21 protein-coding genes and 1 tRNA gene are annotated in these 20,943 nt (G+C 46.5%); 8 read left to right on the top strand and 14 right to left on the bottom strand.

The window, feature by feature from the left end:
• Nucleotides 1-10: 10 nt before the first annotated feature.
• Nucleotides 11-229: a FeoB-associated Cys-rich membrane protein gene (locus tag OKS35_RS12875; protein ID WP_035387786.1), complete on the top strand. Its 219-nt coding sequence runs from the start codon at nt 11-13 to the stop codon at nt 227-229.
• A 21-nt stretch (nt 230-250) separates the two neighbouring features.
• Here the strand turns inward: OKS35_RS12875 and OKS35_RS12870 are convergent, their stop codons facing one another.
• From OKS35_RS12870 to OKS35_RS12845, 6 genes are all read right to left on the bottom strand, one after another.
• Nucleotides 251-946, bottom strand: coding sequence for a DUF554 domain-containing protein (locus OKS35_RS12870; RefSeq protein WP_159563526.1), 696 nt, complete (start codon nt 944-946; stop codon nt 251-253).
• A gap of 149 nt (nt 947-1,095) precedes the next feature.
• A tRNA-Val gene (locus OKS35_RS12865) sits at nt 1,096-1,168 on the bottom strand.
• Between the two features lie 86 nt (nt 1,169-1,254).
• Nucleotides 1,255-1,812 carry a GNAT family N-acetyltransferase gene (locus OKS35_RS12860; protein ID WP_084543120.1) on the bottom strand — a complete coding sequence of 186 codons (558 nt, stop codon included), beginning with the start codon at nt 1,810-1,812 and terminating at the stop codon, nt 1,255-1,257.
• Between the two features lie 72 nt (nt 1,813-1,884).
• Nucleotides 1,885-2,199 carry a DMT family transporter gene (locus OKS35_RS12855; RefSeq protein WP_159563525.1) on the bottom strand — a complete coding sequence of 105 codons (315 nt, stop codon included), beginning with the start codon at nt 2,197-2,199 and terminating at the stop codon, nt 1,885-1,887.
• Entirely contained in the window at nt 2,196-2,540 is a 345-nt protein-coding gene (locus OKS35_RS12850) for a DMT family transporter (RefSeq protein WP_074037785.1), read from the bottom strand. The genes OKS35_RS12855 and OKS35_RS12850 overlap by 4 nt, the downstream gene beginning before the upstream one ends.
• A complete protein-coding gene (locus OKS35_RS12845; protein ID WP_264093206.1) occupies nt 2,533-3,114 on the bottom strand; it encodes a TetR/AcrR family transcriptional regulator in 582 nt (193 codons plus the stop codon). Before OKS35_RS12845 ends, OKS35_RS12850 begins: the two co-directional genes overlap by 8 nt.
• A 114-nt stretch (nt 3,115-3,228) precedes the next feature.
• On the opposite strand from OKS35_RS12845, the gene OKS35_RS12840 reads away from it, so the two are divergent.
• Nucleotides 3,229-4,011 carry an alpha/beta hydrolase gene (locus tag OKS35_RS12840; RefSeq protein ID WP_264093205.1) on the top strand — a complete coding sequence of 261 codons (783 nt, stop codon included), beginning with the start codon at nt 3,229-3,231 and terminating at the stop codon, nt 4,009-4,011.
• Between the two features lie 40 nt (nt 4,012-4,051).
• Here the strand turns inward: OKS35_RS12840 and OKS35_RS12835 are convergent, their stop codons facing one another.
• On the bottom strand, nt 4,052-5,290 hold the full coding sequence (locus OKS35_RS12835; protein ID WP_208606717.1) for an aminopeptidase: 1,239 nt from the start codon (nt 5,288-5,290) through the stop codon (nt 4,052-4,054).
• A gap of 112 nt (nt 5,291-5,402) precedes the next feature.
• Here OKS35_RS12835 and OKS35_RS12830 point away from each other — a divergent pair, with 112 nt between their 5' ends.
• The 3 genes from OKS35_RS12830 to OKS35_RS12820 all read left to right on the top strand — a co-directional run bounded on the left by OKS35_RS12830 (nt 5,403) and on the right by OKS35_RS12820 (nt 9,475).
• Nucleotides 5,403-5,810, top strand: a complete 408-nt coding sequence (locus OKS35_RS12830) for a YkvA family protein (protein WP_074037788.1) — start codon at nt 5,403-5,405, stop codon at nt 5,808-5,810.
• Nucleotides 5,811-5,887: 77 nt separating this feature from the next.
• Nucleotides 5,888-6,754, top strand: a complete 867-nt coding sequence (locus OKS35_RS12825; RefSeq protein ID WP_015880767.1) for a YitT family protein — start codon at nt 5,888-5,890, stop codon at nt 6,752-6,754.
• 114 nt (nt 6,755-6,868) lie between these two features.
• On the top strand, nt 6,869-9,475 hold the full coding sequence (locus OKS35_RS12820) for a putative bifunctional diguanylate cyclase/phosphodiesterase (protein ID WP_264093203.1): 2,607 nt from the start codon (nt 6,869-6,871) through the stop codon (nt 9,473-9,475).
• A 27-nt stretch (nt 9,476-9,502) separates the two neighbouring features.
• Here OKS35_RS12820 and OKS35_RS12815 read toward each other — a convergent pair whose 3' ends face one another.
• Nucleotides 9,503-11,572, bottom strand: a complete 2,070-nt coding sequence (locus OKS35_RS12815; RefSeq protein ID WP_264093201.1) for an alpha-amylase — start codon at nt 11,570-11,572, stop codon at nt 9,503-9,505.
• Between the two features lie 151 nt (nt 11,573-11,723).
• On the opposite strand from OKS35_RS12815, the gene OKS35_RS12810 reads away from it, so the two are divergent.
• Nucleotides 11,724-12,347 carry a hypothetical protein gene (locus OKS35_RS12810; RefSeq protein ID WP_078146294.1) on the top strand — a complete coding sequence of 208 codons (624 nt, stop codon included), beginning with the start codon at nt 11,724-11,726 and terminating at the stop codon, nt 12,345-12,347.
• Between the two features lie 39 nt (nt 12,348-12,386).
• On the opposite strand, the gene OKS35_RS12805 is transcribed toward OKS35_RS12810, so the two are convergent.
• Nucleotides 12,387-14,429 carry a heavy metal translocating P-type ATPase gene (locus tag OKS35_RS12805; RefSeq protein ID WP_264093200.1) on the bottom strand — a complete coding sequence of 681 codons (2,043 nt, stop codon included), beginning with the start codon at nt 14,427-14,429 and terminating at the stop codon, nt 12,387-12,389.
• A 110-nt stretch (nt 14,430-14,539) separates the two neighbouring features.
• Entirely contained in the window at nt 14,540-14,902 is a 363-nt protein-coding gene (locus tag OKS35_RS12800) for an ArsR/SmtB family transcription factor (protein WP_015880762.1), read from the bottom strand.
• Nucleotides 14,903-15,051: 149 nt separating this feature from the next.
• On the opposite strand from OKS35_RS12800, the gene yhfH reads away from it, so the two are divergent.
• On the top strand, nt 15,052-15,210 hold the full coding sequence (yhfH, locus tag OKS35_RS12795; RefSeq protein ID WP_015880761.1) for a protein YhfH: 159 nt from the start codon (nt 15,052-15,054) through the stop codon (nt 15,208-15,210).
• Nucleotides 15,211-15,244: 34 nt separating this feature from the next.
• Here yhfH and OKS35_RS12790 read toward each other — a convergent pair whose 3' ends face one another.
• The 3 genes from OKS35_RS12790 to OKS35_RS12780 all read right to left on the bottom strand — a co-directional run bounded on the left by OKS35_RS12790 (nt 15,245) and on the right by OKS35_RS12780 (nt 17,256).
• Complete coding sequence (locus OKS35_RS12790; RefSeq protein ID WP_015880760.1) at nt 15,245-15,577, bottom strand: fluoride efflux transporter FluC; 333 nt, start codon at nt 15,575-15,577, stop codon at nt 15,245-15,247.
• A gap of 10 nt (nt 15,578-15,587) precedes the next feature.
• A complete protein-coding gene (gene crcB / locus OKS35_RS12785) occupies nt 15,588-15,974 on the bottom strand; it encodes a fluoride efflux transporter CrcB (RefSeq protein WP_078146292.1) in 387 nt (128 codons plus the stop codon).
• Between the two features lie 79 nt (nt 15,975-16,053).
• The gene (locus OKS35_RS12780) at nt 16,054-17,256 is read right to left on the bottom strand and encodes an ornithine--oxo-acid transaminase (protein ID WP_015880758.1); all 1,203 of its coding nucleotides are present in this window, start codon (nt 17,254-17,256) and stop codon (nt 16,054-16,056) included.
• Between the two features lie 155 nt (nt 17,257-17,411).
• Here OKS35_RS12780 and OKS35_RS12775 point away from each other — a divergent pair, with 155 nt between their 5' ends.
• Nucleotides 17,412-19,466, top strand: a complete 2,055-nt coding sequence (locus OKS35_RS12775; RefSeq protein WP_264093199.1) for a bifunctional diguanylate cyclase/phosphodiesterase — start codon at nt 17,412-17,414, stop codon at nt 19,464-19,466.
• Between the two features lie 17 nt (nt 19,467-19,483).
• Here OKS35_RS12775 and OKS35_RS12770 read toward each other — a convergent pair whose 3' ends face one another.
• Nucleotides 19,484-20,887 carry a basic amino acid/polyamine antiporter gene (locus tag OKS35_RS12770; protein WP_214691460.1) on the bottom strand — a complete coding sequence of 468 codons (1,404 nt, stop codon included), beginning with the start codon at nt 20,885-20,887 and terminating at the stop codon, nt 19,484-19,486.
• Nucleotides 20,888-20,943: the final 56 nt, after the last annotated feature.

Genomic DNA, 20,943 nt, shown 5'->3' with positions numbered 1-20,943 from the left:
GAGGAATACCATGTCATTCTTTGACCTACTCATCGGATTCATTGTTTTTGGATATGCCGCATTTTCTCTTTACCGCTACACACGTAAAGCAAAAGGCGGGAAATGTGCAACATGTGAAATTGAACCTACCTGTACAGCGGCGTGCGATGCAGCCGATTGGGATAAAATCATTGCGGAAGCTCTACGAAAAGAGCCTTCCACAATGAATGCAACCACGAAAAAAGACTGAATCGAATTCAGTCTTTTTTCTTTACAGCATATGTATAACCGTGACAATCATCGCGACCACTAAAATCCCCGGTAATAAATTGGCCACGCGAATTTTTGTGATTCCAACCAAGTTCAGACCAATCGCCACAATCATGACCCCACCGGTCGCGGTCATCTCTAAAATAAAACTGTCCATGAGCGATTCCGGTATGAATTTCATGATTTGAATGGCGAGTAATGCGATTCCGCCCTGATACAGTAACACTGGAACTGCTGAAAACATGACCCCAATCCCAAGTGTCGAACTTAATACGAGGGCCGTAAAACCATCAATCAACCCTTTCGTGTACAACACGTCATGATCACCACGCAACCCGCTATCGAGCGCCCCGATAATGGCCATCGCCCCGATCACGAAAATGAGTGTGGCCGTTACGAATCCTTCCGCTACACTCGATTGACTTCCAAGTCGCCGTTCAAGTCGATAACCGACTTCATTTAATAATTCATCTAACTTCCACCACTCCCCGAGCGCTGACCCGACGACGAGACTTCCGATGACAATCAAGAAGTTCTCACTCTTCATCCCCATTTGAATCCCAAGCAAGATGACCGCAAGCCCGATTGCCGCAGTCACCGTCTCCTTCATACGCTCCGGAATGCGGTGAAATAAGAGACCTAGCAATGCCCCGATGACAATCAATGCGGCATTGACGAGTGTACCCGTTAGCACCATGTTGCATTCCCCGTTTCATTATGTATTGAAAGGAATATACCAATTGCTTTCGTGCCATGTCAATATACAAAAAAAGAGCCACTTCTCGCAAGAAGTGGCTTCGCGGAAACCCATGTTCCGGTGGGTTTCTCGAGGGTTTGGCACCCAAGTGATTCTGACTGGGCTCGAACCAGCGACCTCTACCCTGTCAAGGTAGCGCTCTCCCAGCTGAGCTACAGAATCAGGTCGTGTCCTCTCTTAAGGACACTATTAATATATCAAGAAACTATTGAGTTGGCAACAACTTTTTTTATTTTTTTAGAGACTTTTTATCGTGTCATTTGTTGACGGTCGATATGTCGACATAACCGCTCCAAGTCACCCGCATAAACGGAGACGAGCATATCCTTGTACAGTGTATCTCGATCCCAGTGAAGACCATTCGCTTTGGCGACACGTTGAGATGGAACGTTGTCCGGATGAATCAGAGAAATTATCTCCTTCTCGCCCTCTGAAAAAGCATGCTGCATCAGACGCGCGGCGGCTTCTCGACCATATCCCATGTGCCAATGCTTCGGTGACAACCAATATCCGACTTCCAACTCGATTTTGCCGTCCAATTCATGCAATAGCGTACCTGCGTGACCAATCGGTTCATCACTTTCAAATGTCATGAGCTTCAGGAGACCCGTTTGGCGTCCTGTCTCATAGCGGGCCAATTGACGTTCAAACCATTCAATCGTCTGTTCGTCTGTATACGGTCTCCCATCCGGACTGATGAAGCGCATCACCCGTGGATCTTGGAGAAGCGATTTGACAAAATAGAAATCAGAAAGCGTATACGGTTCAAACCGCAAACGTTCAGATTGCAACTCGACAAGATGCATCGTTTTCCGCCCCCTTTTTTTCATCACATAATCTGAAGTAATAAATTCCCGTTTTCAGCACATTTCAATCCTTTACGAGACAATTTTTAAACCGATTACACTACTAATAATCATCAACAAAAAGAAGATACGCCAACGATTTTTCGATTCGTTCAAATAGAGCATCCCTAAAATGACACCGCCGGCCGCGCCGATGCCTACCCAGATGGAATAGGCAAGACTAAGAGGAATGACCTCAAGTGATTTTGATAACCAATAGAAGCTGAGCGCAAACGATAAAATTGATGCAATCGACCACTTTAAAATCTGGTATCCTTTCGATTTCCCCATAAAGAAAACGGCTGTCATTTCAGCAATTCCCGCTCCAATCAGATAAACCCAACTCATGCTTCTTCCCCTCCTGTCACTTGCTTCAATCCGATGATGCCGATAATCAACGTCGCCACAAGTATTAGTTTCCATCCACTAAGCCCCTCGTCAAACAAGAAGGCGCCAACTATGACTGTGCCGACCGCACCGATTCCTGTAAAAACAGCGTACCCCGTACCGGCAGGCAGCGTCCGAAACGCTTTCGCCAATAATCCGAAACTGAGAATCAATAACACGATTGTCCACAATGTCGGACCTAGAATCGTGAAGCCTTCAGACAACTTCATCGTGGTCGCCCAGACGATTTCGAGTAGTCCTGCAAACAGGAGGGAGATCCATGCACTCTTCTCTTTACTCATCCCAACCCACTCCTTTCTTGAAAATTCGAAACGCAGCTTGTTGTCTCATATTCCGATCCTCTTCAAATGTGAATAACGATAGTAAGACGCCATCTAAAAAGCAATAGTAGGCAGCATATAGTTCATCGAGCGATTGTACCGGTAAATCGCCACGTTCCATCGCCAGTCGAAATTGCTCTTTCTCAAATCGTTTTAACTTGGTTTCGACCGTACCGATGACTTCCTCGATATACTCTCGAAACTCCGGAGGAGGTACTAGTAACATTCGTTTTGTCAACATCCAAGTCTCATGATCACTAAAGAATGACGTGAGTGTGTTGACAATCGAATCGATTCGTTCTAAAGGTGGTCGTCCAGCCGTATCGTCACAAGTTGTCTGCCATACTTCTTCGTAACGATTCGCCATATCTGACACGACTTGTTTGAACAGTTGTTCCTTCCCATCGATATGGGCATATAAAGAAGCCTTGCGAATCCCTACATCTTCCGCTACTGCCGCTAGTGACAACCCTTCGTAACCATCCCGTGCGAAGCGTGTTCGAGCAGACTGCATGATTTTATCTTTTGTATTCACGTCATTCACTCTCCTTGCCTTACACTTTACCTAACGAACGGTAGGTAGTCAAGTCAGGCGATTGTATTTTGGTTCATGATTCTCCACAATACAAGTAGAAAGAGGTGACGAAAGATGATTGAACAATTGAACGTGTCGATTCCGACGGAGAAGGTACGTGGTCAAAAGCGGATTGTCCGCGTATTTCGACCAGACTGGGTCGAAGTCAGCACCCCGCTTCCCGTCCTGTATATGCATGATGGACAAAATGTGTTTTCTGGAAACACTGCTACATATGGAGAAGGTTGGGAAATCGATCGTTGCATCGATCTACTACGACTCCCGCTCATGGTCGTCGCCATCGCGAGCGCCCCGAACTGGCTGGACCGTTATGATGAGTATTCATATGAGGAAGATGAGATGCTGTATCGACGGATCGGACCCGAATTGGCAAGAACTCGTCCAACACTCGGTGGCCAAGGCCGTATGTATACAGATTGGCTCATGAACGAATTAAAACCACGAATTGACAACGAGTACGCTACTGACCCAGAAGATGTCGGGGTCATGGGGAGCTCGATGGGAGGTGTCATCTCTCTATACATGATGGCGACCTATCCTTCTATTCGACGAGTTGGTTCCCTCTCCACTGCGGCATGGGCCAATCTTGATCCATTGATCCGAGAAATGAAACATGCTGAGTTCGCCGGTAAACTATATATGGACATTGGCACAAATGAAGAGAGCGGGCCTATCACTCCAAGCGACTACCTATTCACGAATGCGAAACTGATTGACGTCATCGCGCAGAAAGGAATCGCCTTCCGATATGAGGTCGAACCAAATGCGATTCACAACGAATCGGCCTGGCGTCGCCGCTTGCCTCACGCACTGCGCTATCTATACGATTGCACGTAAAAAGAGCGAATTCCGTAACTTTCGGAATTCGCTCTTTTGTTTAGATGACCCAGTTCCCGTCACGCATGATTGCTTCACGCGTCCCGTCTTCCCGTTCACCATCGATATTCATTTCGGCTGACCCGATCATGAAGTCAACGTGTGTCATCGAGTCGTTCGCCCCGTTCGCCGCGAGCTCTTCTTGTGACATCGAAGGACCCCCTTCGAGACATGTCGAGTACGCACGTCCGAGCGCCAAGTGACACGATGCATTCTCATCAAACAACGTATTATAGAAGAGAAGACCAGAGTTCGAGATTGGAGAATCATCCGGAACGAGCGCTACTTCACCGATACGACGCGCACCCTCATCCATATTCAACAATTCATCGAGAGCCGCTTGCCCTTTTTTCGCCTCCGCTTTGACGACTTTCCCACCTTCAAACCAAAGAGTGAACTCATCAATCAAGTTCCCGCTGTAGCTGAGTGGTTTTGTACTCGATACGTAACCTTCCACAGAATCTTTATCTGCGAGCGTGAAGACCTCTTCCGTCGGCATGTTTGCGATAAAGTCGATGCCATCGACGTTCGGACCGCCACCGCCAAGGAAGACGTGTTTTTTCGGAAGTCCAATCGTCAGTTCCGTACCTGGCGCTTTGTAATGAAGCTTCGCATATTTCTTCTCTGTCAACAGCTTCGCACGGCTACGAAGTGATTGATCGTGTGTATCCCATGCCGCGACAACATCTTCTTGATCCATCCGCGTTGCTGCGAAGATGGCTTGCCATAATGCTGCAACCGCATCATCACGTCCCGGGAATACTTTTTGTGCCCACGCTTCTGACGCACCTGCGACGATTGACCAGCTCACATTGTCGCTCATCACATATTGACGCCACTTCGCAAGCGCTTGTCCTGCTGCACGGTTTGCATCCGAAATGCGTGACGATTCCACACCATTCAATGCATCCGGGTCATCACTGACGATTGACAAGAATGCCGTCTTCTCTTCAGCCAATTGCTCAAAACGAGCCTTCAACCAATCTGGAAACTCTTTGAACGAATCCGCTGGTGCATTGAAATAACGGATTTTCCCTGTTTCTTCGTCGCTCCAGTTGACGAACACTTGCTTCGCTCCGGCCGCATAAGCAGCCTTCACCACGTGACGGACGAGTGGTGCCTGACTGATGTCAGCACGTACTTCTAATTGTTGACCAGGTTGAATGTTCACACCTTTTTTCACAGCTAATTCTGCATAGCGTGCGAAATCTGCCTCTGTCGGCATCGAAATCTTAGACATATGTATCGTTCCTCCTTTTCAGTTATCTTTATTTTCTTAAATTTCAGGAAAAGTTGCAACCAATGCGCAAAAACGGGCATATTAGTAGATGAAGAAAGAAGGAGGAATCCAAATGGCAGATTGGAAAACAACATACACACATTTTTTAAAACAAGCGAAAGAAGACATCCGCGACCGAGAACAATTGGGCGACTTGCTCGTTCAAGGTGAACGCGCACTCGCAAAAGTCACAGTCGATGTGGCATCCAATGAAATCAGTAACATCGAGCGTGAAGAAGAACTGACACTTTACTTCCAGATGAAACAAATGCTGAATATGTTACGCGCGCTTTACAATGAACAATTTGAGATGCAACCCGATAAACAAGAGGAACTTGTCGCGGCCATCCTATACTTCGTCTCCCCATTCGATGCGATTCCAGACGATGTCCCACTCGGACTTTTTGATGATGCTCAAGTCATCGATTACGTACATGAGCAATTAGCGAGTGATATCGATCGATTCCATAATGACATGTGAGACTTGAAATGACGTAAAAGTAGCAGTACGCTTGCAGAAGACTTACAAAAAGGAGGCGTCAGGCCTAGCCATTATCTATGTATGCAAAATCTCGAAAACGGGTTGCCCTTGAAACGGTACTGTTCATCATTGCCGGGACAATCCTTCAGTCTGTCTTTGTCAGCTTACTGCTCAAACCAAATGAAATCGGTTCTGGGGGAATCGTTGGAATCACGTTGATTACGAATGAACTGTTTGGAACCCCCATCGGTTTGACACAGCTCGTGCTTAATATCCCACTCTTTTTATTGGGACTAAAATATTTGGGACGTCGATTTATCTTGATGACAGGAATTGTCGTCGTACTTTCCTCTATCCTCATCGATAGTTTGCCAGTCTTGATTCCCCCGACCCCACTCGATGATCCGCTCGTCGCTTCGGTGTTCAGCGGAATCGTTTCAGGGCTTGGACTCGCACTTCTCCTCTTTGCAGGAGCTTCCACCGGTGGACTCGACATTCTAGGGAAAGTCATCTATATGAATAATCGAAACTTGTCGTTGCCTAAAATTTTTCTGACACAAGACATCATCGTCTATGTGTTGGTCTTCATCGTCTTTGACATCAAAGCTGTCATGTACGCGCTTGTGTTAAGCTTCGTCAGATCCCGTACGTTGCTTACGATTCATAAATTCTTCGCTGCCCAAAAGCAATGCTTCATCATTTGTCAAAAAGCAGACGAAATCAATTTGGTCATCAAGCAGAATTTGAAACGGGGCGTCACCATCATGGATGCGACAGGCGGATATTCGAACGATTCGAAAAAAATGCTGTACGTCGTCGTCCAGAACAATGAAATCCCACGCCTTCGTCAAATCGTGTCTGAAATCGATTCTGAGGCGTTTGTCACTGTGTCTGAAATCGATTCAGTCGTCGGAAACTTTAAAGAACACTCCTATACACTGTAAATCTAAAATTTTCGACAACAATATAGATTGTTGTCGATTTTTTTGTGTAATCTTCGTTCTCCTGTTCCGATAATAAATAAGAGCCCCATACATATAAAGAAGGAGGTGCATGAGTTGTCTGTTTACTCGTTGCGCCAATACGTTCCGGCGATTCTCATCGGAACTTTTTCTACCGGACTTTTATTTTTATTTTTGACCCCGCACGACTTACTACAGATCACGTTGTTCATCTATTATCTCGTCATATCAGGGGCAGCGATTGGCTTTAGCGGAGTAGCTATCTTTAAACATAGAGGTATGCGGCGTTTTATCCATATTTTGATTAGTGCAGGAAATGTATGCTTCACGCTGTACTTACTGATGCACTATCATTCAATCAACGACAATATGCAGTCCTTGTTGTTCCTCCAAAATTTCTTTTATTTAATCATGGCTTTAATCGTCATCACGCAATCGATTGAGTTTCGTACTTTGAAACTACGCACGTTCGATTTATTCGCCCTGTTCAGTTTCCTTTTGATTGGTGGTCTTCATATTTGGTTCTTTTCAACGCAAGACGTCTCACTCGTGTCACAGTTGAGCGGATTCGAAGAGCAAATGTTACTCATTAGCCTCTATATGATGCTGGCATTCCTCTACTTAAATCGAGTCGTCTCAGCCGGGCAACAGTTCCGGATTTTATTGCTCGTCGGAATTCTTGGATTCACGATCGCTTCGATTGCAAACACGTTGGTTGTCTTTTCCGGAATTACACATGAATTGATTCATCTGTTGCAAGTCAGTAGTATCTTGACCATCTCGATTAGCTACTGGGTCGATGATGTATCGGAAGATGCACTTGCCTACGATTCCATTGTCGATTATGTGCTGTATAGTGTGGTCGTCATGATGTTTTTACTCGCTTCCGATCGCCTTCTTGGAACATCCGTAATGGACTCGATGATTGCAAATGCTGTTCTCTTGTTGCTCATTCGTCAGTTTGTCGTCTCCAAACAGAACGCACTCATCAGTCATCGCTTGCATTCCGTCAACACAGATTTGGAAGTTGCCGTGTCGACCAAGGCACATGAATTAGAAATCCGTGAACAGCAATACCGTTCGCTTTTTGCCTACCATTCAGAACCGATATTCTTATTTGACTTGCATGGCGAAGTGTTATCTGTCAACGAGGCCGGCAGCTCTATCTTAGGACTGACAACCGAAACACTACTCGGCTCGAACATCTTAGACATCATTGAATCGAAAGACCGTGCACCTTATACCATCATTCTTCAAGAGTTGACGAACGGTCGTCCCCGAACAATCGATGTGCGTGTGATGACCGACGAAGGGGAAACACGCGTCTGGCAATTGGTCAACGTCCCAATGATCATCGAGGGAGAAGTCGAGGGCATCTACGCTATCGCTAAAGACATCACCCAGATGATCGAGCAACAAGAACAAATTCTGTATCAAGCTAAATTCGATAGTTTGACCGGTCTCCATAACCGCTACGCACTTCAAGAGCAAATCGAACGCTTGATCGAGGAAGGGCGTACGTTCACATTGATGTTTTCCGATTTGGATGGATTTAAAGAAATCAATGATCAATTCGGTCATCATATGGGTGACCAGTTATTACAACATATCGGAAAACGGCTGCGGACTGCACTCTTGCCGAACGAATATGCCGGGCGACTCGGGGGCGATGAGTTTATCGTCGTCGCGGAACATGGAGACGATGAGATGTTGACGGAACGATTGCGGCGGCTTGTCTATCGTCCCCCGTATTATATGGCCGGGACACTCGTCGAAGTCCATGCCTCGATCGGGATTGTCCGTTTCCCGGAGCATGGGAAAAAATTAAAGCACTTGCTCTCGAATGCCGATTTGGCGATGTATCGCGCGAAAGACAAAGGTCGTGACGAAACCGTCATGTTCGAACCAGAGTTACGGGAGGACAAAGAAGAGCGGAAAGTGTTGATGGAAGGGCTTGAAACCGCACTTGAAAAAGGCGAGATTTCCCTTTTCCTTCAGCCTCAAGTGGATGCCTCGACGAAAGCAATCATCGGAGCAGAGGCGCTCATGCGCTGGCAACATAACGGTGCGTTCATTCCACCAAGCCAGTTCATTCCGATTGCTGAAGAAACGGGACATATTCAGGATTTAGGTCGTTGGATGATTCATGAGACATTCCAATTGATTCACGTATTTGAACAAGGCGACATCCATTTACCGAAACTATCGGTCAACTTATCCGTCCGTCAGTTGTTTGATGAACACTTGATTGATTACTTGAAAACATTGTTCAAACGGTTCCCGATTGAACCGTCACGCCTTAATTTTGAGTTGACAGAAACCGTGGCCGCACATCATTCGGATCGTGTATTAAATCGCATTTTAGAGTTAAAAGCACTCGGCATCAAGCTGTCTATCGATGATTTCGGGACAGGGTACAGTTCACTCGCATATCTCGTCCGTTATCCAATCGATGAACTGAAAATTCCTCGTGAGTTCACGATGCAGCTTGAAGAGAATCGCGAATATCAAATGGTCACGACGACCATTGTCGCCATGGCACGCCAACTCGGTATGGCACTCGTTGCCGAAGGCGTCGAAACCGAGTACCAGGAGACGTTCCTTCGTAAAATCGGTTGTGACTCCATGCAAGGATATCGCTATGCGAAACCGATGCCGCTCGATGAATTTGTCATTTACTATATGAAACACACAACGCCTTGAACCGGTTATTCGGTTCAAGGCGTTTTTTCATCTCATCTCGTACACTTTGACTTCTCCCGGTTTCAAATCGACCACGAGATTCCAATTGTCATCAAACGAATGCTCCGCATACGGCCACGAATCAGGTGAATAGACCATCTCCGCAAAACGACTCGCATTCCAATTTCGACGTCTCACCCCATCAAGCGTGACAACTCCTCGTAGCGCATCTACCATGTTCGTATTCGCTACGATGAGCAACGTATCATTCGTTTCCGGTCGTAACCAAGCGAATCCAATGAACGGGGCGAACGGCTCATTTAAAACGAGCGGTTCAAAGTGATTCGGATCCACGAGCACATCTAACCATCGACGTCGAATTTCAGCCACTTGATGCATCACTTCAATCATTTCATCCCGTTCTGGATGATCCCAATGAAACTGATACGCATCAAAAAACGCAAGCTTGCCAAAATAAGGATCCGTCGGGAAGAGTTGATACGCCTCTTCCGGTCGACAATCGAGTCCAGTGTTCATCGGTTGTGTCTCATACAATTCGAGCCCCGAGTTCGTCATCGGAACCCCATTAGGCATAAATCCGTTCAACACCGTCAACAAACGGCTTGCTTTTCGTCCGCCTTCCCGTGTCGCGAGTCGTCGCGTATCTGCCGTTTCACCTGCTGCAAATACCGGAAGAGGTAAAAAGCGTGAATCGTATAAGAATTGATGGGTTTCATGCGTCTTGAATCGCGGTTCTTTATAAAAACCATATCCGATAATCATATTATAGCCAGCGTCCTTCGCCGCCCAGGCTCCGGACTCGATGAGTTCTTCAGCGATAAAGCTGAAATTCGAATCGATGGCACGCGGTTGTTCCAAAATTCGTTGTGCTAAATCGACCGGAAGGGCATGACCCATATCAATACGCGCTCCATCTATACCGTATTCCCGTTGATAGTGAGGAATGATATCAGCGAGCATCTCCCAAAGGGGTTCATTGATCTCATTTCCTCGGAATTGATTGGATTTGATCGAGTCAAACAGGATATAAGGTGCAATGTTCGCATCGTTCACATAAGGTGCCGCTGCAAGCGGATGGTCTAAGAAAAGTCGGAAATAGGTTACGTCTGACCATGGTGGTTGCGGGTCATTGATACAATCCGAGAAAGCAGGTGCAGTTGTCAAGCCGAACTCTCGTTCAATCATCGCCAATACGTTTTCTTCTGGATGCTCGAGCAACGTGTTACGTACACGATCCCACTTCTCCGCATCAATCAAGTTCGGTGCCATGGAAAACCGTCGCAAGTGTTGCCATACGTCTTCTGAGTTATACACCATCGGCAAGAAAGCAAATTCCGGTTTGACGTTCTCCCCAATGCCCGGAACATATGGCGGATGATAGTAATCGACTTCCGTCAAGGGAATCCAGTAAAACCATTCCGGGTTTTCTAAGATGAGACGGTTATCTCGGGCACACGTCCGCGGGATGACATCGATGACGACACGAATCCCTACCATGTGACAGGCCTCCACGAATGCGGCAAATTCTTCTTCGACCGTCATCTCGTCACCAGTTAACGTTTCCTTCAACTCTTCATCGATTGCGAAAAAGTCTTGCACGGCATAAGGAGAACCGAATTCACCCTTCTTGTTTTTATGGCTGTGTTGCGAAATCGGCAAGAGGAATAATGTATCGATCCCCATATAGAGAAGATGTGGAATCAATGCAAGCGCTTTCAAAAAAGTGCCTGTGTCTTTCATTCCCACTGAATTCTCCCTTTCAACGTAACCCGACCCGTCATGGTCCCATGAGGTCGATGTACGAACTTGCATGGAGTAGACCGATGCCCGTTTGATCCAATCCCCCCCGGTTTGTAAATGTCCGTCTGCAAGCGCAATGGAAGTACGATAGTCGCGACTTTCATGTGCATACGGGAAAATCGTTTTTTCAATCGTTTCCAACAAGAAATCATATGGATTGACACGTTCCACCCCATCTCGAACCGGCTCGGAATGGAAACGCATACGATTCCAAAGACTCGGAATCTCATAGGTAAGATTGGTTCGCTTGTTTCGTAAAACCTGGCACAGCTTGTGTAACGTCGAGTTCTCTGACATATTGACTCTCCTTATGCATCTAATTGTCTTCTCTCATCAAGAGACACTACTCTTAATGATTATACATTTCCCCGTTTTTTCCTTTTTCAAAAAAATATTTTCTGTCGTTTTTTACAAAATCATGTACGATGTAGAAGAAAGGAGGGTCACGATGTCACAACGAAAATGGATTTTATTATGGATCAGTTTATCAATCTTATCTATTTCGATTATTTTTATTTTTATTTTTCAATTGAAAGAAACAAATGAGCGTCTCGAAACCATTCAAGGCGAACAACTCGACTCCTATGAATCGATTGAAGACGTGATGTATTATAACGTCGAACGGGCAAATGCCATCCGTGGATTACTCGCATATGAAGACAGACACTTTTTAGAGATGTACTATAGCATGTCTCGACAAGCCAAAGACCTTAAACAATCCATCATCGATGACCCGGACACACCGAGCTCTGTCCTCGATTTACTCGAACGAGATGCCATTTGGGAAAAGGAAGCCGACCGCGTTCTCGTCATCTATGAAGAAGGCGACTTAGTGAAAGCGACGGCTGTCGCAGAAACGATGACAGAACTTCGGCAAACGATTTTAGAAGATTTACGGTCTCTCAAACAAATGCAATACAAAGACATTCATAAAGAGTTGATTGCGGCAGAGAATCAAGTATCTTTCTTGACACAAGTCCTTTTCACCATCACTTTTTTACTTCTTGCTATTATTGTCATCCTCACCTTTATGTTGTTGCGCATTAAAACGCATCACGACAGAATCGAATAAAAAAAGAAGTGTCTCAGGTACAAAACCGAGACACTTCTTTCATGATGTCATACGAAGTAACCGCGTCGCGTTCGCGATGGCAAGAAGCGCCACTCCCACGTCCGCAAATACCGCTTCCCACATCGTTGCGATGCCGAACAATCCTAAAAGCATGACAAGTGCTTTGATTCCAAAGGCAAGGAAAATATTTTGCCAGACGACGCGCTTCGTTCGTTTGCTTAACTCAATGGCCCGAATGACATCTGTTGGCGCATCATGCATCAATACCACGTCCGCCGCCGTGACTGCTGTATCGCTTCCGACGCCACCCATGACGAGACCGACGTCTGCCCGGGCCAAAGCCGCCGCATCATTCATACCATCCCCGACAAAAGCAACTTTACGCGTTCCGACCATCCGTTCGATTGCCTCCACTTTCTCGTGCGGAAGCAACTCCCCTCGTACTTCATCCAATCCGAGTTGCTTGCCAATTTTTGTAGCGACTTCTCGACGATCTCCAGATAGCATGACCGTCTGGATTCCGATTCGTTTCAATTGTTCGATTGCAGCCATCGCATCCGGCTTTACCGTATCCATCAGTTCGATTCGTCCAAGCCAACGATTATTCTTCATCACGTGTACATTCGTCCCGATTGATGAATCTTCAATCACTTGACCTAACCGTTCCATGTAACGGGCACTCCCTACATACACCTCATCGTCACCATCTCGTGCACGGAGACCATATCCCGGCTCCTCTTGAATCGAATCAAACGATTGAACCTCCCCGGCACGACGGACGATTGCTTGCGCAAGAGGATGATTGGATGCTTGTTCGACACGGGCAGCTAACCGTAACAGTTCATCGCTAGTGATGCCGTCTGTCGTCACGATATCGGTCACTTCAAATCGCCCGGTCGTCAATGTTCCTGTTTTATCGAAGACCACTGCATCCACTTCAGTCAATGTATCAAGGAACTCGCCACCCTTTACAAGAATCCCTTGTTTCGATCCAGAACCGATCCCCCCGAAATAACCTAACGGGATTGAAATCACAAGTGCACAAGGGCAACTGATGACGAGAAAAATCAAGGCCCGGTAAATCCATTCATTCAAGTCCCCTACAAACAAGGGTGGAACGAATGCGACAAGTGTCGCCATGACTACCACAATCGGTGTATAGACTTTTGCCAAGCGCGTGATCATTTGTTCCGTTTTTGCTTTCTTTCCATTCGCCTCTTCGACGAGAGCAATCATTTTTTGAAGGCTTGATTCAGCCGCGAGCTTTGTCGTTTCAACGATGAGACGCCCCTCGATATTGACCATACCTGCCAACACTTCCTCGCCCGCGCTAACTTGCCTTGGAACGGATTCACCAGTCAATGACGACGTATTTAAAGAGCTCGCCCCACTCACGACGAATCCGTCCATCGGGACTAGTTCTCCTGAACGAATGACGAGGTGTGACCCGACCGTTACTTCTTCCGGCAATCGTTCCATTTCCTGACCCGCCTCGAGTACACGCGCCCGGGTCGGTTTCATATTCAACAAGGACTGAATCGATTTTCGGGAGGCGCGTACCGCCCGTCCTTGCACGTATTCCCCAAGTTGATAAAACAGCATGACCGCCACCGCTTCCGGGTATTCCGAAATGGCGAATGCCCCGATTGTCGCGATGGTCATTAAAAATTTCTCGTCAAACCATTCCCGGTTCCATATGTTCCGGACCGCACCGTATACGACGTCGTAACCAGCAAGTGAATATGCCGCAATATATCCTAAAATCGAATCTGTCCAAATGGCAATTGAAAAAATAAAAGCGGCCATAAGGAATCTCCAAAGCGTCCAATCTCGTTCTTCGGTTTGATCGTCGTCTTGTTTTACAAACTTCGCTCCCGGTTCAATCCGTTCCATCGTCTGCTCAATCGACTGAAGCGTCTTGTCACGGTTTGACGGGTCCACCCACTCAATCACCATACGACTCGTCGCAAAATCAATTTGACAAGATGCGACTTCTTCACGTTTCGATACATCTCGCTCAATCTTAGCTGCACAATTCGTACAGGTAATACCGGACACAGGTAATACGTCTCGATTTCTCATGATATCCCCCTAACATTCAAACGTTCATTTGAATATATCATAACGTGAATTTTAATCGAAGACAAGTACCAAAAAAATGACCGCCCCTCGAATGGAGACGGTCATTGAACTTAAACGTCTTTTTGTTCTTCACTGTGTGTCAATGCAATTTCAACGAGCTGTCTCACATGCTCATCATCCAATGAATAATAAACGACTTTCCCTTCTTTACGATACTTTACCAACCCTTGTTCGAGTAATGTCCGTAAATGGTGAGATGCGGTCGCGTTAGAGTGACCGATAACGGCCGCCACATCGCATACACATAGTTCATGTTCGAGCGTCAACACATACAGCACTTTTAGACGGGTCGGATCAGCGAACGCTTTAAACAAACGACTGACTCGAGGCGCATCTAATTGCGCCAAGGCGGTTTGTAGCGTTGGAACGTCCTCTGATTGAATCCCAATCGTTTCACACTGTGGCACTTTCATTTTTTTCACCTCGTCTTTTGATGAGTATAGTGTAGCAAAAAATCCTGAATATATCTGTTATATATTATAGTTGACTTTATTCCATCTGTTATAATACAATCATGACAACAACCAATACCGTGACACATCTACGAAGGAGGCATTTTCATATGAATGAATGGGCAAGCCGACTCGAATCATCTGTCGAGTTTTATCAAAAACTACCGGACAAAACGTGCCAGGAATGCGGGAAGCATATGGATGAACAGTGCGAGTCATACGAAACGACTTGTGCTTCATGTACCGAGAAGCTTCAACTTGCAGAATAAAACAACGCCCCTTCGAAATGGAAGGGGCGTTGTTTTAGATTGACCATCCGATATAAGCAGCCAGTATTCCAAACAGATATGTCGCAAGGAGATAAAGTCCGAATCGAATCCAGTCTTTTGTCGCAAACCGCATCAATTCAAGTTTCAAAGTCGAAAACGTCGTAAACGACCCTAAAAATCCAATCCCTAAAAAGAGAAGGAGCGACGGATGGCTCGTGTGGGCATATAAATACCCAAGACCAAACGAACCCGACACATTGACGAATAATGTTGCAAATGGAAAGGTGGAATCAGACCACCGTTTCATCAGTTGACCGATAGCAAAACGACACATCGCACCAAAAAAGGCACCTGTCGCAATCCACATGATTGTCACTCTATTTCACCTCACCTTTTCGTCTCACGCCGACACGATAACCAAGCCATGAGCTCCCGAGTCCAAGCGTGATACTCAAAAAGACGTATAGAAGCGCCAACCCTATCCGACTTTCGTCTAATAATCGAATCGTTTCAACGCTAAACGTGGAGAATGTAGTGAAGGAACCAATCATTCCAGTCCCCACAATCGTGACGAATTGAGGAGAAAGTTTACCCGTTCGAAGAAACATGTGAGTCAACCACCCTAATAAAAAACTACCGCTGAGATTGATGAGCAATGTCGAAACCGGGAATGCGCTCGGTCCAATCGAATCGATCATCATACCAAGGCCATAGCGTGCCAAAGCACCGACCGCCCCTGCCAATCCGACATATATGTAAATCATCCAACTCCTCCTCCACGAAAAAGACACCTGCTAGGCAGGTGTCGATTGAACTGACTTCATTATACCAAGCTGACGCTTCTTACGAAATAGCTGCGGGAGCCAATACGGCTTCGATTGCTTCGAATGCTTGGTCGAGTTCTTCTTTCGTGATCACAAGCGGTGGTGCCAATCGAATCACGGTTTCATGTGTTTCTTTACAGAGAAGTCCCCGCTCTTTTAGCGCCTCACAATAAGGACGAGCCGACTCCGTCAACTCAATGCCGATAAAGAGTCCACGTCCGCGAACGTCACGAATCATCGGATTGTCGATCGACTTCAAGCGATCCATGAAGTACGTCCCGAGTTCTAGCGAACGTTCCGGTAGGTTTTCTTCTTCTAACACTTCAAGAGCCGCGACGGAGACAGCCGAAGCAAGCGGGTTTCCACCAAACGTCGACCCGTGCGAGCCTGGGTTGAAGACCGAAAGAATCTCCTGATCAGCTGCAACACATGAGATTGGGAAGACTCCGCCTCCGAGTGCTTTTCCGAGAATATACATATCCGGTGTGACGTCTTCCCACTCGATGGCAAACCACTTTCCAGAACGACCAAGTCCAGACTGAATTTCATCTGCGACGAAGAGGACATTATGTTCTTTACAGAGCTCAGATGCCCGCTTCAAATAACCAGCCGGCGGAATGATGATTCCAGCTTCCCCTTGAATCGGTTCAACGATGAACGCAGCTGTATTCTCTGTGATCGCCGCTTCGAACGCGTCGATATCACCGTATGGCACAACTTTGAACCCTGGCAATAATGGTCCGAATCCACGCTGATATTCCGCTTCTGTCGACATCGACACAGCAGCCATCGTCCGTCCATGGAAGTTTCCTGAGCAGACGATGATTTCCGCTTGTCCCGGAATGCCCTTCACGTCATATGCCCAACGACGTGCTGTCTTCACGGCCGTCTCGACCGCTTCTGCACCCGTGTTCATCGGTAACACCATCTGTTTCTTTGTAAGCGTTACCACTTTGTCGTAAAAACGTCCGAGTTGATCGTTATAAAAGGCGCGCGACGTCAACGTGATCTTATCCGCTTGATCTTTAAGCGCTTGGATGATCTTTGGATGACAGTGTCCCTGATTGACAGCAGAGTATGCACTTAACATATCCATGTAGCGATTCCCCTCAGGATCGGTTACCCAAATCCCTTTCGCCTCCGAAATAACAATCGGTAGTGGATGATAGTTATGTGCCCCGAACTTCTCTGTCAATTCAATCACATCATGTGTTTTTGACATATTGTTTCCCCCTTATTCAAAACTATCTTACTCTTTCAGTATATGACGTCCCTCTTTCTTTTGACAATGACGAACTTAAGCATTCCTTGAATTGGCAAAATCAGGTACACTGACATTAGAATATGCATTTAGCATGACAGATTGGAGGAAATGATGTGGCTTCATTGCGTGATTTACCAGTAGATGAATTCATCGATGCTTTATCTGTTCCGTGTTGTTATATTTCTCAAGATGGTACGGTCCTATTATGGAATACGCATGCCGAAGTTTTATTCGGCTGGGAACGTGACGAAGTCCTCCATCAACCGCTGCCGGTCGTCCGGCAATTAGATCATGCTCTCGAAACATGGTCTCCGCTCCTCCTTCAATATCCATTCTCGACAACGGCGATGACGCCGTTTCAACATAAAGATGGCTCCGTCATCTATGCGACTGCCTACCTGCAATCTTTTTCGCTCGAAGGGATCTATGGTTATTTTTTAGCGTTTCTCCCAAAAGGATTTGGACCGCTCATCAGTACAGAACAGTTCAATCTACTTCATCATTTTCAAGAGATGATCAAACAGTCCACACATTACTTGGCGACAAATGCGAAAGGCGAGATTGTAGACATCAATCCTTCGTTATGCCGTCTACTCGATGCGACGGAGCAACAGCTAATCGGACGCGAATGGTTCGAACTCATTCATGATTCAAGTGAACAAGACGGGATTTCGCGTAACGTTTTAAAATCACTGGCGACCAATCGGATTTGGAACGGTGAGATGCCGATCTCCTGTAAGCAACATGAGTCAGAGCCGTGTTGGCTTAACTTGACCGTCGTACCGATTGTTAGTGAGAAGAATGAAGTGATTCAATATACCGCATTCGGATTTGATGTCTCGGAAAAGAAGCGTCTTGAAAAAGAAGTCCAGTTCCTCGCTTATCAAAATGAGTTGACCGGACTTTATAATAAAAAAGGGTTTTTACGTCGCTACGACTCAATCCTTCGACAAATCGATGAGCGAGAAGGTCTCCTTCATATTGCCTTGTTTGATATCGACCGCTTCAAAATTATCAATGAGTCATTCGGGTCTCGCGTTGGGAACGAACTTCTCATCCAAATCAAAGAGCGCGCACTGCATCTCATTCCGGAGTCCGCTCTTTTATTCCATCCTACGGGCGGACTGTTCGGTGTCATGTTCTTCGAGGAATCGAAAGAAGAAGTGTTCCAAGTACTCCGACATCTGCAACACGAACTGCAACGTCCGTTCCGGATTTACCATCACTCCATCATGGTATCGATTTCGATCGGATGCGTATTTTATCCGTCTTCGACAAGTTCACTCGAGGAACTGTATACACGTGCTGAAAGTGCCCTCTTCAAAGGGAAACAGATCGGCGTCGGTACGATTCAATTTGTGACAAAAGATATGGATGCCGCTTTCTCGAGACAAATCCATATTGAGAAGGCGATGTACCGAGCCCTTGAAGAAAAGCATTTTTATCTTGAGTATCAACCAAAGTATGAACTCGCCACAGACCGGCTCATCGGTTTTGAGGCACTCCTTCGTTGGCATCACGACGAACTGGGACAAATTCCGCCTTCAGAGTTCATTCCGCTCGCGGAAGAGATGGCACTCATCGTTCCCATCAACAACTGGGTCATCTTAGAGGCAACGAAACAACTGAAAGCCTGGAAAACCGAGTTCGATCAACCGCTCTCGATGGCAATCAACATTTCGCCTAATCAATTCCGAAGCGACAGTTTTTTGAATACGTTACGAAACATCAAGCAACAACTCCAGCTCGACCCGGCAGACGTCATTTTGGAGATCACGGAAAGTCTTGTCATGCAACAAACTGATGAAATCATCGAACGCATGGAACAAATCAAGCGCTTGAACTATCGACTGTCGATTGACGATTTCGGAACAGGCTTCTCGTCCTTGCAGTATTTGAAGTCCTTCCCGGTCGATGAACTCAAAATCGATAAAGTCTTTCTCGATGATTGGATGGCGTCCAAATCTCATCTCCTCGATGTCATCGTCCATCTTGGGAAGAGTTTAAATCTCCACGTCGTCGCAGAGGGAGTCGAAGATGAAGAGATGTTGGCACACTTAAAGTCGACAGATTGCGATTCTTTCCAGGGCTATTTATATGCGAGACCTGCTTCACCAAGTGTAATCGAACAATTACTCCGATCATCAAAAAACTCACCGGACGCTTGAGACGCCGGTGAGTTTTCTTATAGGGCAATCGCGGCTGTCCAAAGTCCATAAATGCCATAGGTCGCACATAATAGAATAATCAAGGCAATCATCGACTGGGTACGGGTCAAGAACGGTCGTCCTTGTTCCCGTTCTGCCAAAAGAAAGACGAAGATGCCAGGTGCGTATAGAATCATCGCAATCAAGACATACTCGAATCCTGAAGCATAGAGTAACCAGGCGGCGTATAGCGAGGCAATCCCGGAAACGACCATCATCCGTAGCGACGTCGCCCGCTTCGCCTCCATCCATCCATAGAGTGCCGAGAATAGATAAGGAACGAGTGCTGCGATTCCAGCGATGCTTGAAAGCACGAGATACGTCTGTTCTGAAAACAAGGCGATGGCCGTGACCACTTGAGTGAACGCTTGGGTGATGAATAGCGCGTTCACTGGTGTTTCGTTCGCATTCAAACGGTGAAATACTTTCGGAAACACCCCATCCCGGCTCGCCACGTACGAAATCTCCGTCGCTAAAATCGTCCAGCCGAGCAATGCGCCTGTTAATGATACGAGCAGTCCGATGTTAATCAATGTTGCGCCGAACGGGCCGACGACCGCTTCTAACACATATGCCATCGACGGTTCAGGCAACGCAGCGAGTTGCTCCTGTGTCATGACACCAAACGAGAAGATGGAAATCATCATGTAAATCAATAACGTCCCAATCAGGCCAATGACCGTGGCACGACCGACATCTTTTTTGTGACGTGCGCGCGATGACAATACGACCGCTCCCTCGATACCGACAAATGCCCAGAGTGTGACGAGCATCGTCGACTTCACTTGTGGAAACACATCCGCCCAAACAAACCCTGTTTCTCCCCAAAAATCGACTTGGAACGTATCTATTTTAAACGCGAATAGGATCAACACAATGAACAAGATAATCGGGACGAGTTTCGCAATCGTTGTCACGATATTGAGAAGTGCCGCTTCACGCATCCCACGTGAAATGAGCCAAAATAAGCCCCAAATCAAAACGACACTCACGAACAAGCGAAACAGTCGGTGTTCTGCTGAGAATATAGGAAAAAAATAAGCCAATGTACTGAAAATCAATGTGATATTGGCTACCGTCCCAATCCAAGCCGACATCCAGTACCCCCATCCGCTGTTGAATCCCACAAACTTCCCGAAACCTTCACGGGCATAGGCGTAAATTCCGCCTTCTAGCTCTGGTCGCGTGTTTGCTAAAAACTGAAACACGAAGGCGAGCATAATCATGCCGACACCCGTAATCCCCCATCCAATTAAAACTGGTCCGACCCCTGCCCCTTGTGCCATTGCACCAGGCAGGTTAAACGCACCTCCACCAATCATGGTCCCGACGACCATTGCCGCAAGACCGAAAAAGCCGATTCCGGCTGAATGTTGTTTCAAGTTAACGCCTCCACTACTATCCTATCTGTACGAATAACTATACAAAAATATTGTAT

The organism is Exiguobacterium sp. N5 (genome assembly GCF_025842465.1).
In the GTDB taxonomy this organism is placed as follows: Bacteria; Bacillota; Bacilli; order Exiguobacteriales; family Exiguobacteriaceae; genus Exiguobacterium; species Exiguobacterium profundum.
Note: the sequence above shows the minus strand (reverse complement) of the source record. Positions and strands in the feature narration are given on the sequence as shown.

What these genes read in the sequence shown, in the direction of transcription:
- OKS35_RS12875 (WP_035387786.1), top strand. Translation starts at nt 11, where the DNA reads ATGTCATTCTTTGACCTACTCATCGGATTCATTGTTTTTGGATATGCC.
- OKS35_RS12870 (WP_159563526.1), bottom strand. Translation starts at nt 946, where the DNA reads ATGGTGCTAACGGGTACACTCGTCAATGCCGCATTGATTGTCATCGGG.
- OKS35_RS12860 (WP_084543120.1), bottom strand. Translation starts at nt 1,812, where the DNA reads ATGCATCTTGTCGAGTTGCAATCTGAACGTTTGCGGTTTGAACCGTAT.
- OKS35_RS12855 (WP_159563525.1), bottom strand. Translation starts at nt 2,199, where the DNA reads ATGAGTTGGGTTTATCTGATTGGAGCGGGAATTGCTGAAATGACAGCC.
- OKS35_RS12850 (WP_074037785.1), bottom strand. Translation starts at nt 2,540, where the DNA reads ATGAGTAAAGAGAAGAGTGCATGGATCTCCCTCCTGTTTGCAGGACTA.
- OKS35_RS12840 (WP_264093205.1), top strand. Translation starts at nt 3,229, where the DNA reads ATGATTGAACAATTGAACGTGTCGATTCCGACGGAGAAGGTACGTGGT.
- OKS35_RS12835 (WP_208606717.1), bottom strand. Translation starts at nt 5,290, where the DNA reads ATGTCTAAGATTTCGATGCCGACAGAGGCAGATTTCGCACGCTATGCA.
- OKS35_RS12830 (WP_074037788.1), top strand. Translation starts at nt 5,403, where the DNA reads ATGGCAGATTGGAAAACAACATACACACATTTTTTAAAACAAGCGAAA.
- OKS35_RS12825 (WP_015880767.1), top strand. Translation starts at nt 5,888, where the DNA reads ATGTATGCAAAATCTCGAAAACGGGTTGCCCTTGAAACGGTACTGTTC.
- OKS35_RS12815 (WP_264093201.1), bottom strand. Translation starts at nt 11,572, where the DNA reads ATGTCAGAGAACTCGACGTTACACAAGCTGTGCCAGGTTTTACGAAAC.
- OKS35_RS12810 (WP_078146294.1), top strand. Translation starts at nt 11,724, where the DNA reads ATGTCACAACGAAAATGGATTTTATTATGGATCAGTTTATCAATCTTA.
- OKS35_RS12805 (WP_264093200.1), bottom strand. Translation starts at nt 14,429, where the DNA reads ATGAGAAATCGAGACGTATTACCTGTGTCCGGTATTACCTGTACGAAT.
- OKS35_RS12800 (WP_015880762.1), bottom strand. Translation starts at nt 14,902, where the DNA reads ATGAAAGTGCCACAGTGTGAAACGATTGGGATTCAATCAGAGGACGTT.
- yhfH (WP_015880761.1), top strand. Translation starts at nt 15,052, where the DNA reads ATGAATGAATGGGCAAGCCGACTCGAATCATCTGTCGAGTTTTATCAA.
- OKS35_RS12790 (WP_015880760.1), bottom strand. Translation starts at nt 15,577, where the DNA reads ATGTGGATTGCGACAGGTGCCTTTTTTGGTGCGATGTGTCGTTTTGCT.
- crcB (WP_078146292.1), bottom strand. Translation starts at nt 15,974, where the DNA reads ATGATTTACATATATGTCGGATTGGCAGGGGCGGTCGGTGCTTTGGCA.
- OKS35_RS12780 (WP_015880758.1), bottom strand. Translation starts at nt 17,256, where the DNA reads ATGTCAAAAACACATGATGTGATTGAATTGACAGAGAAGTTCGGGGCA.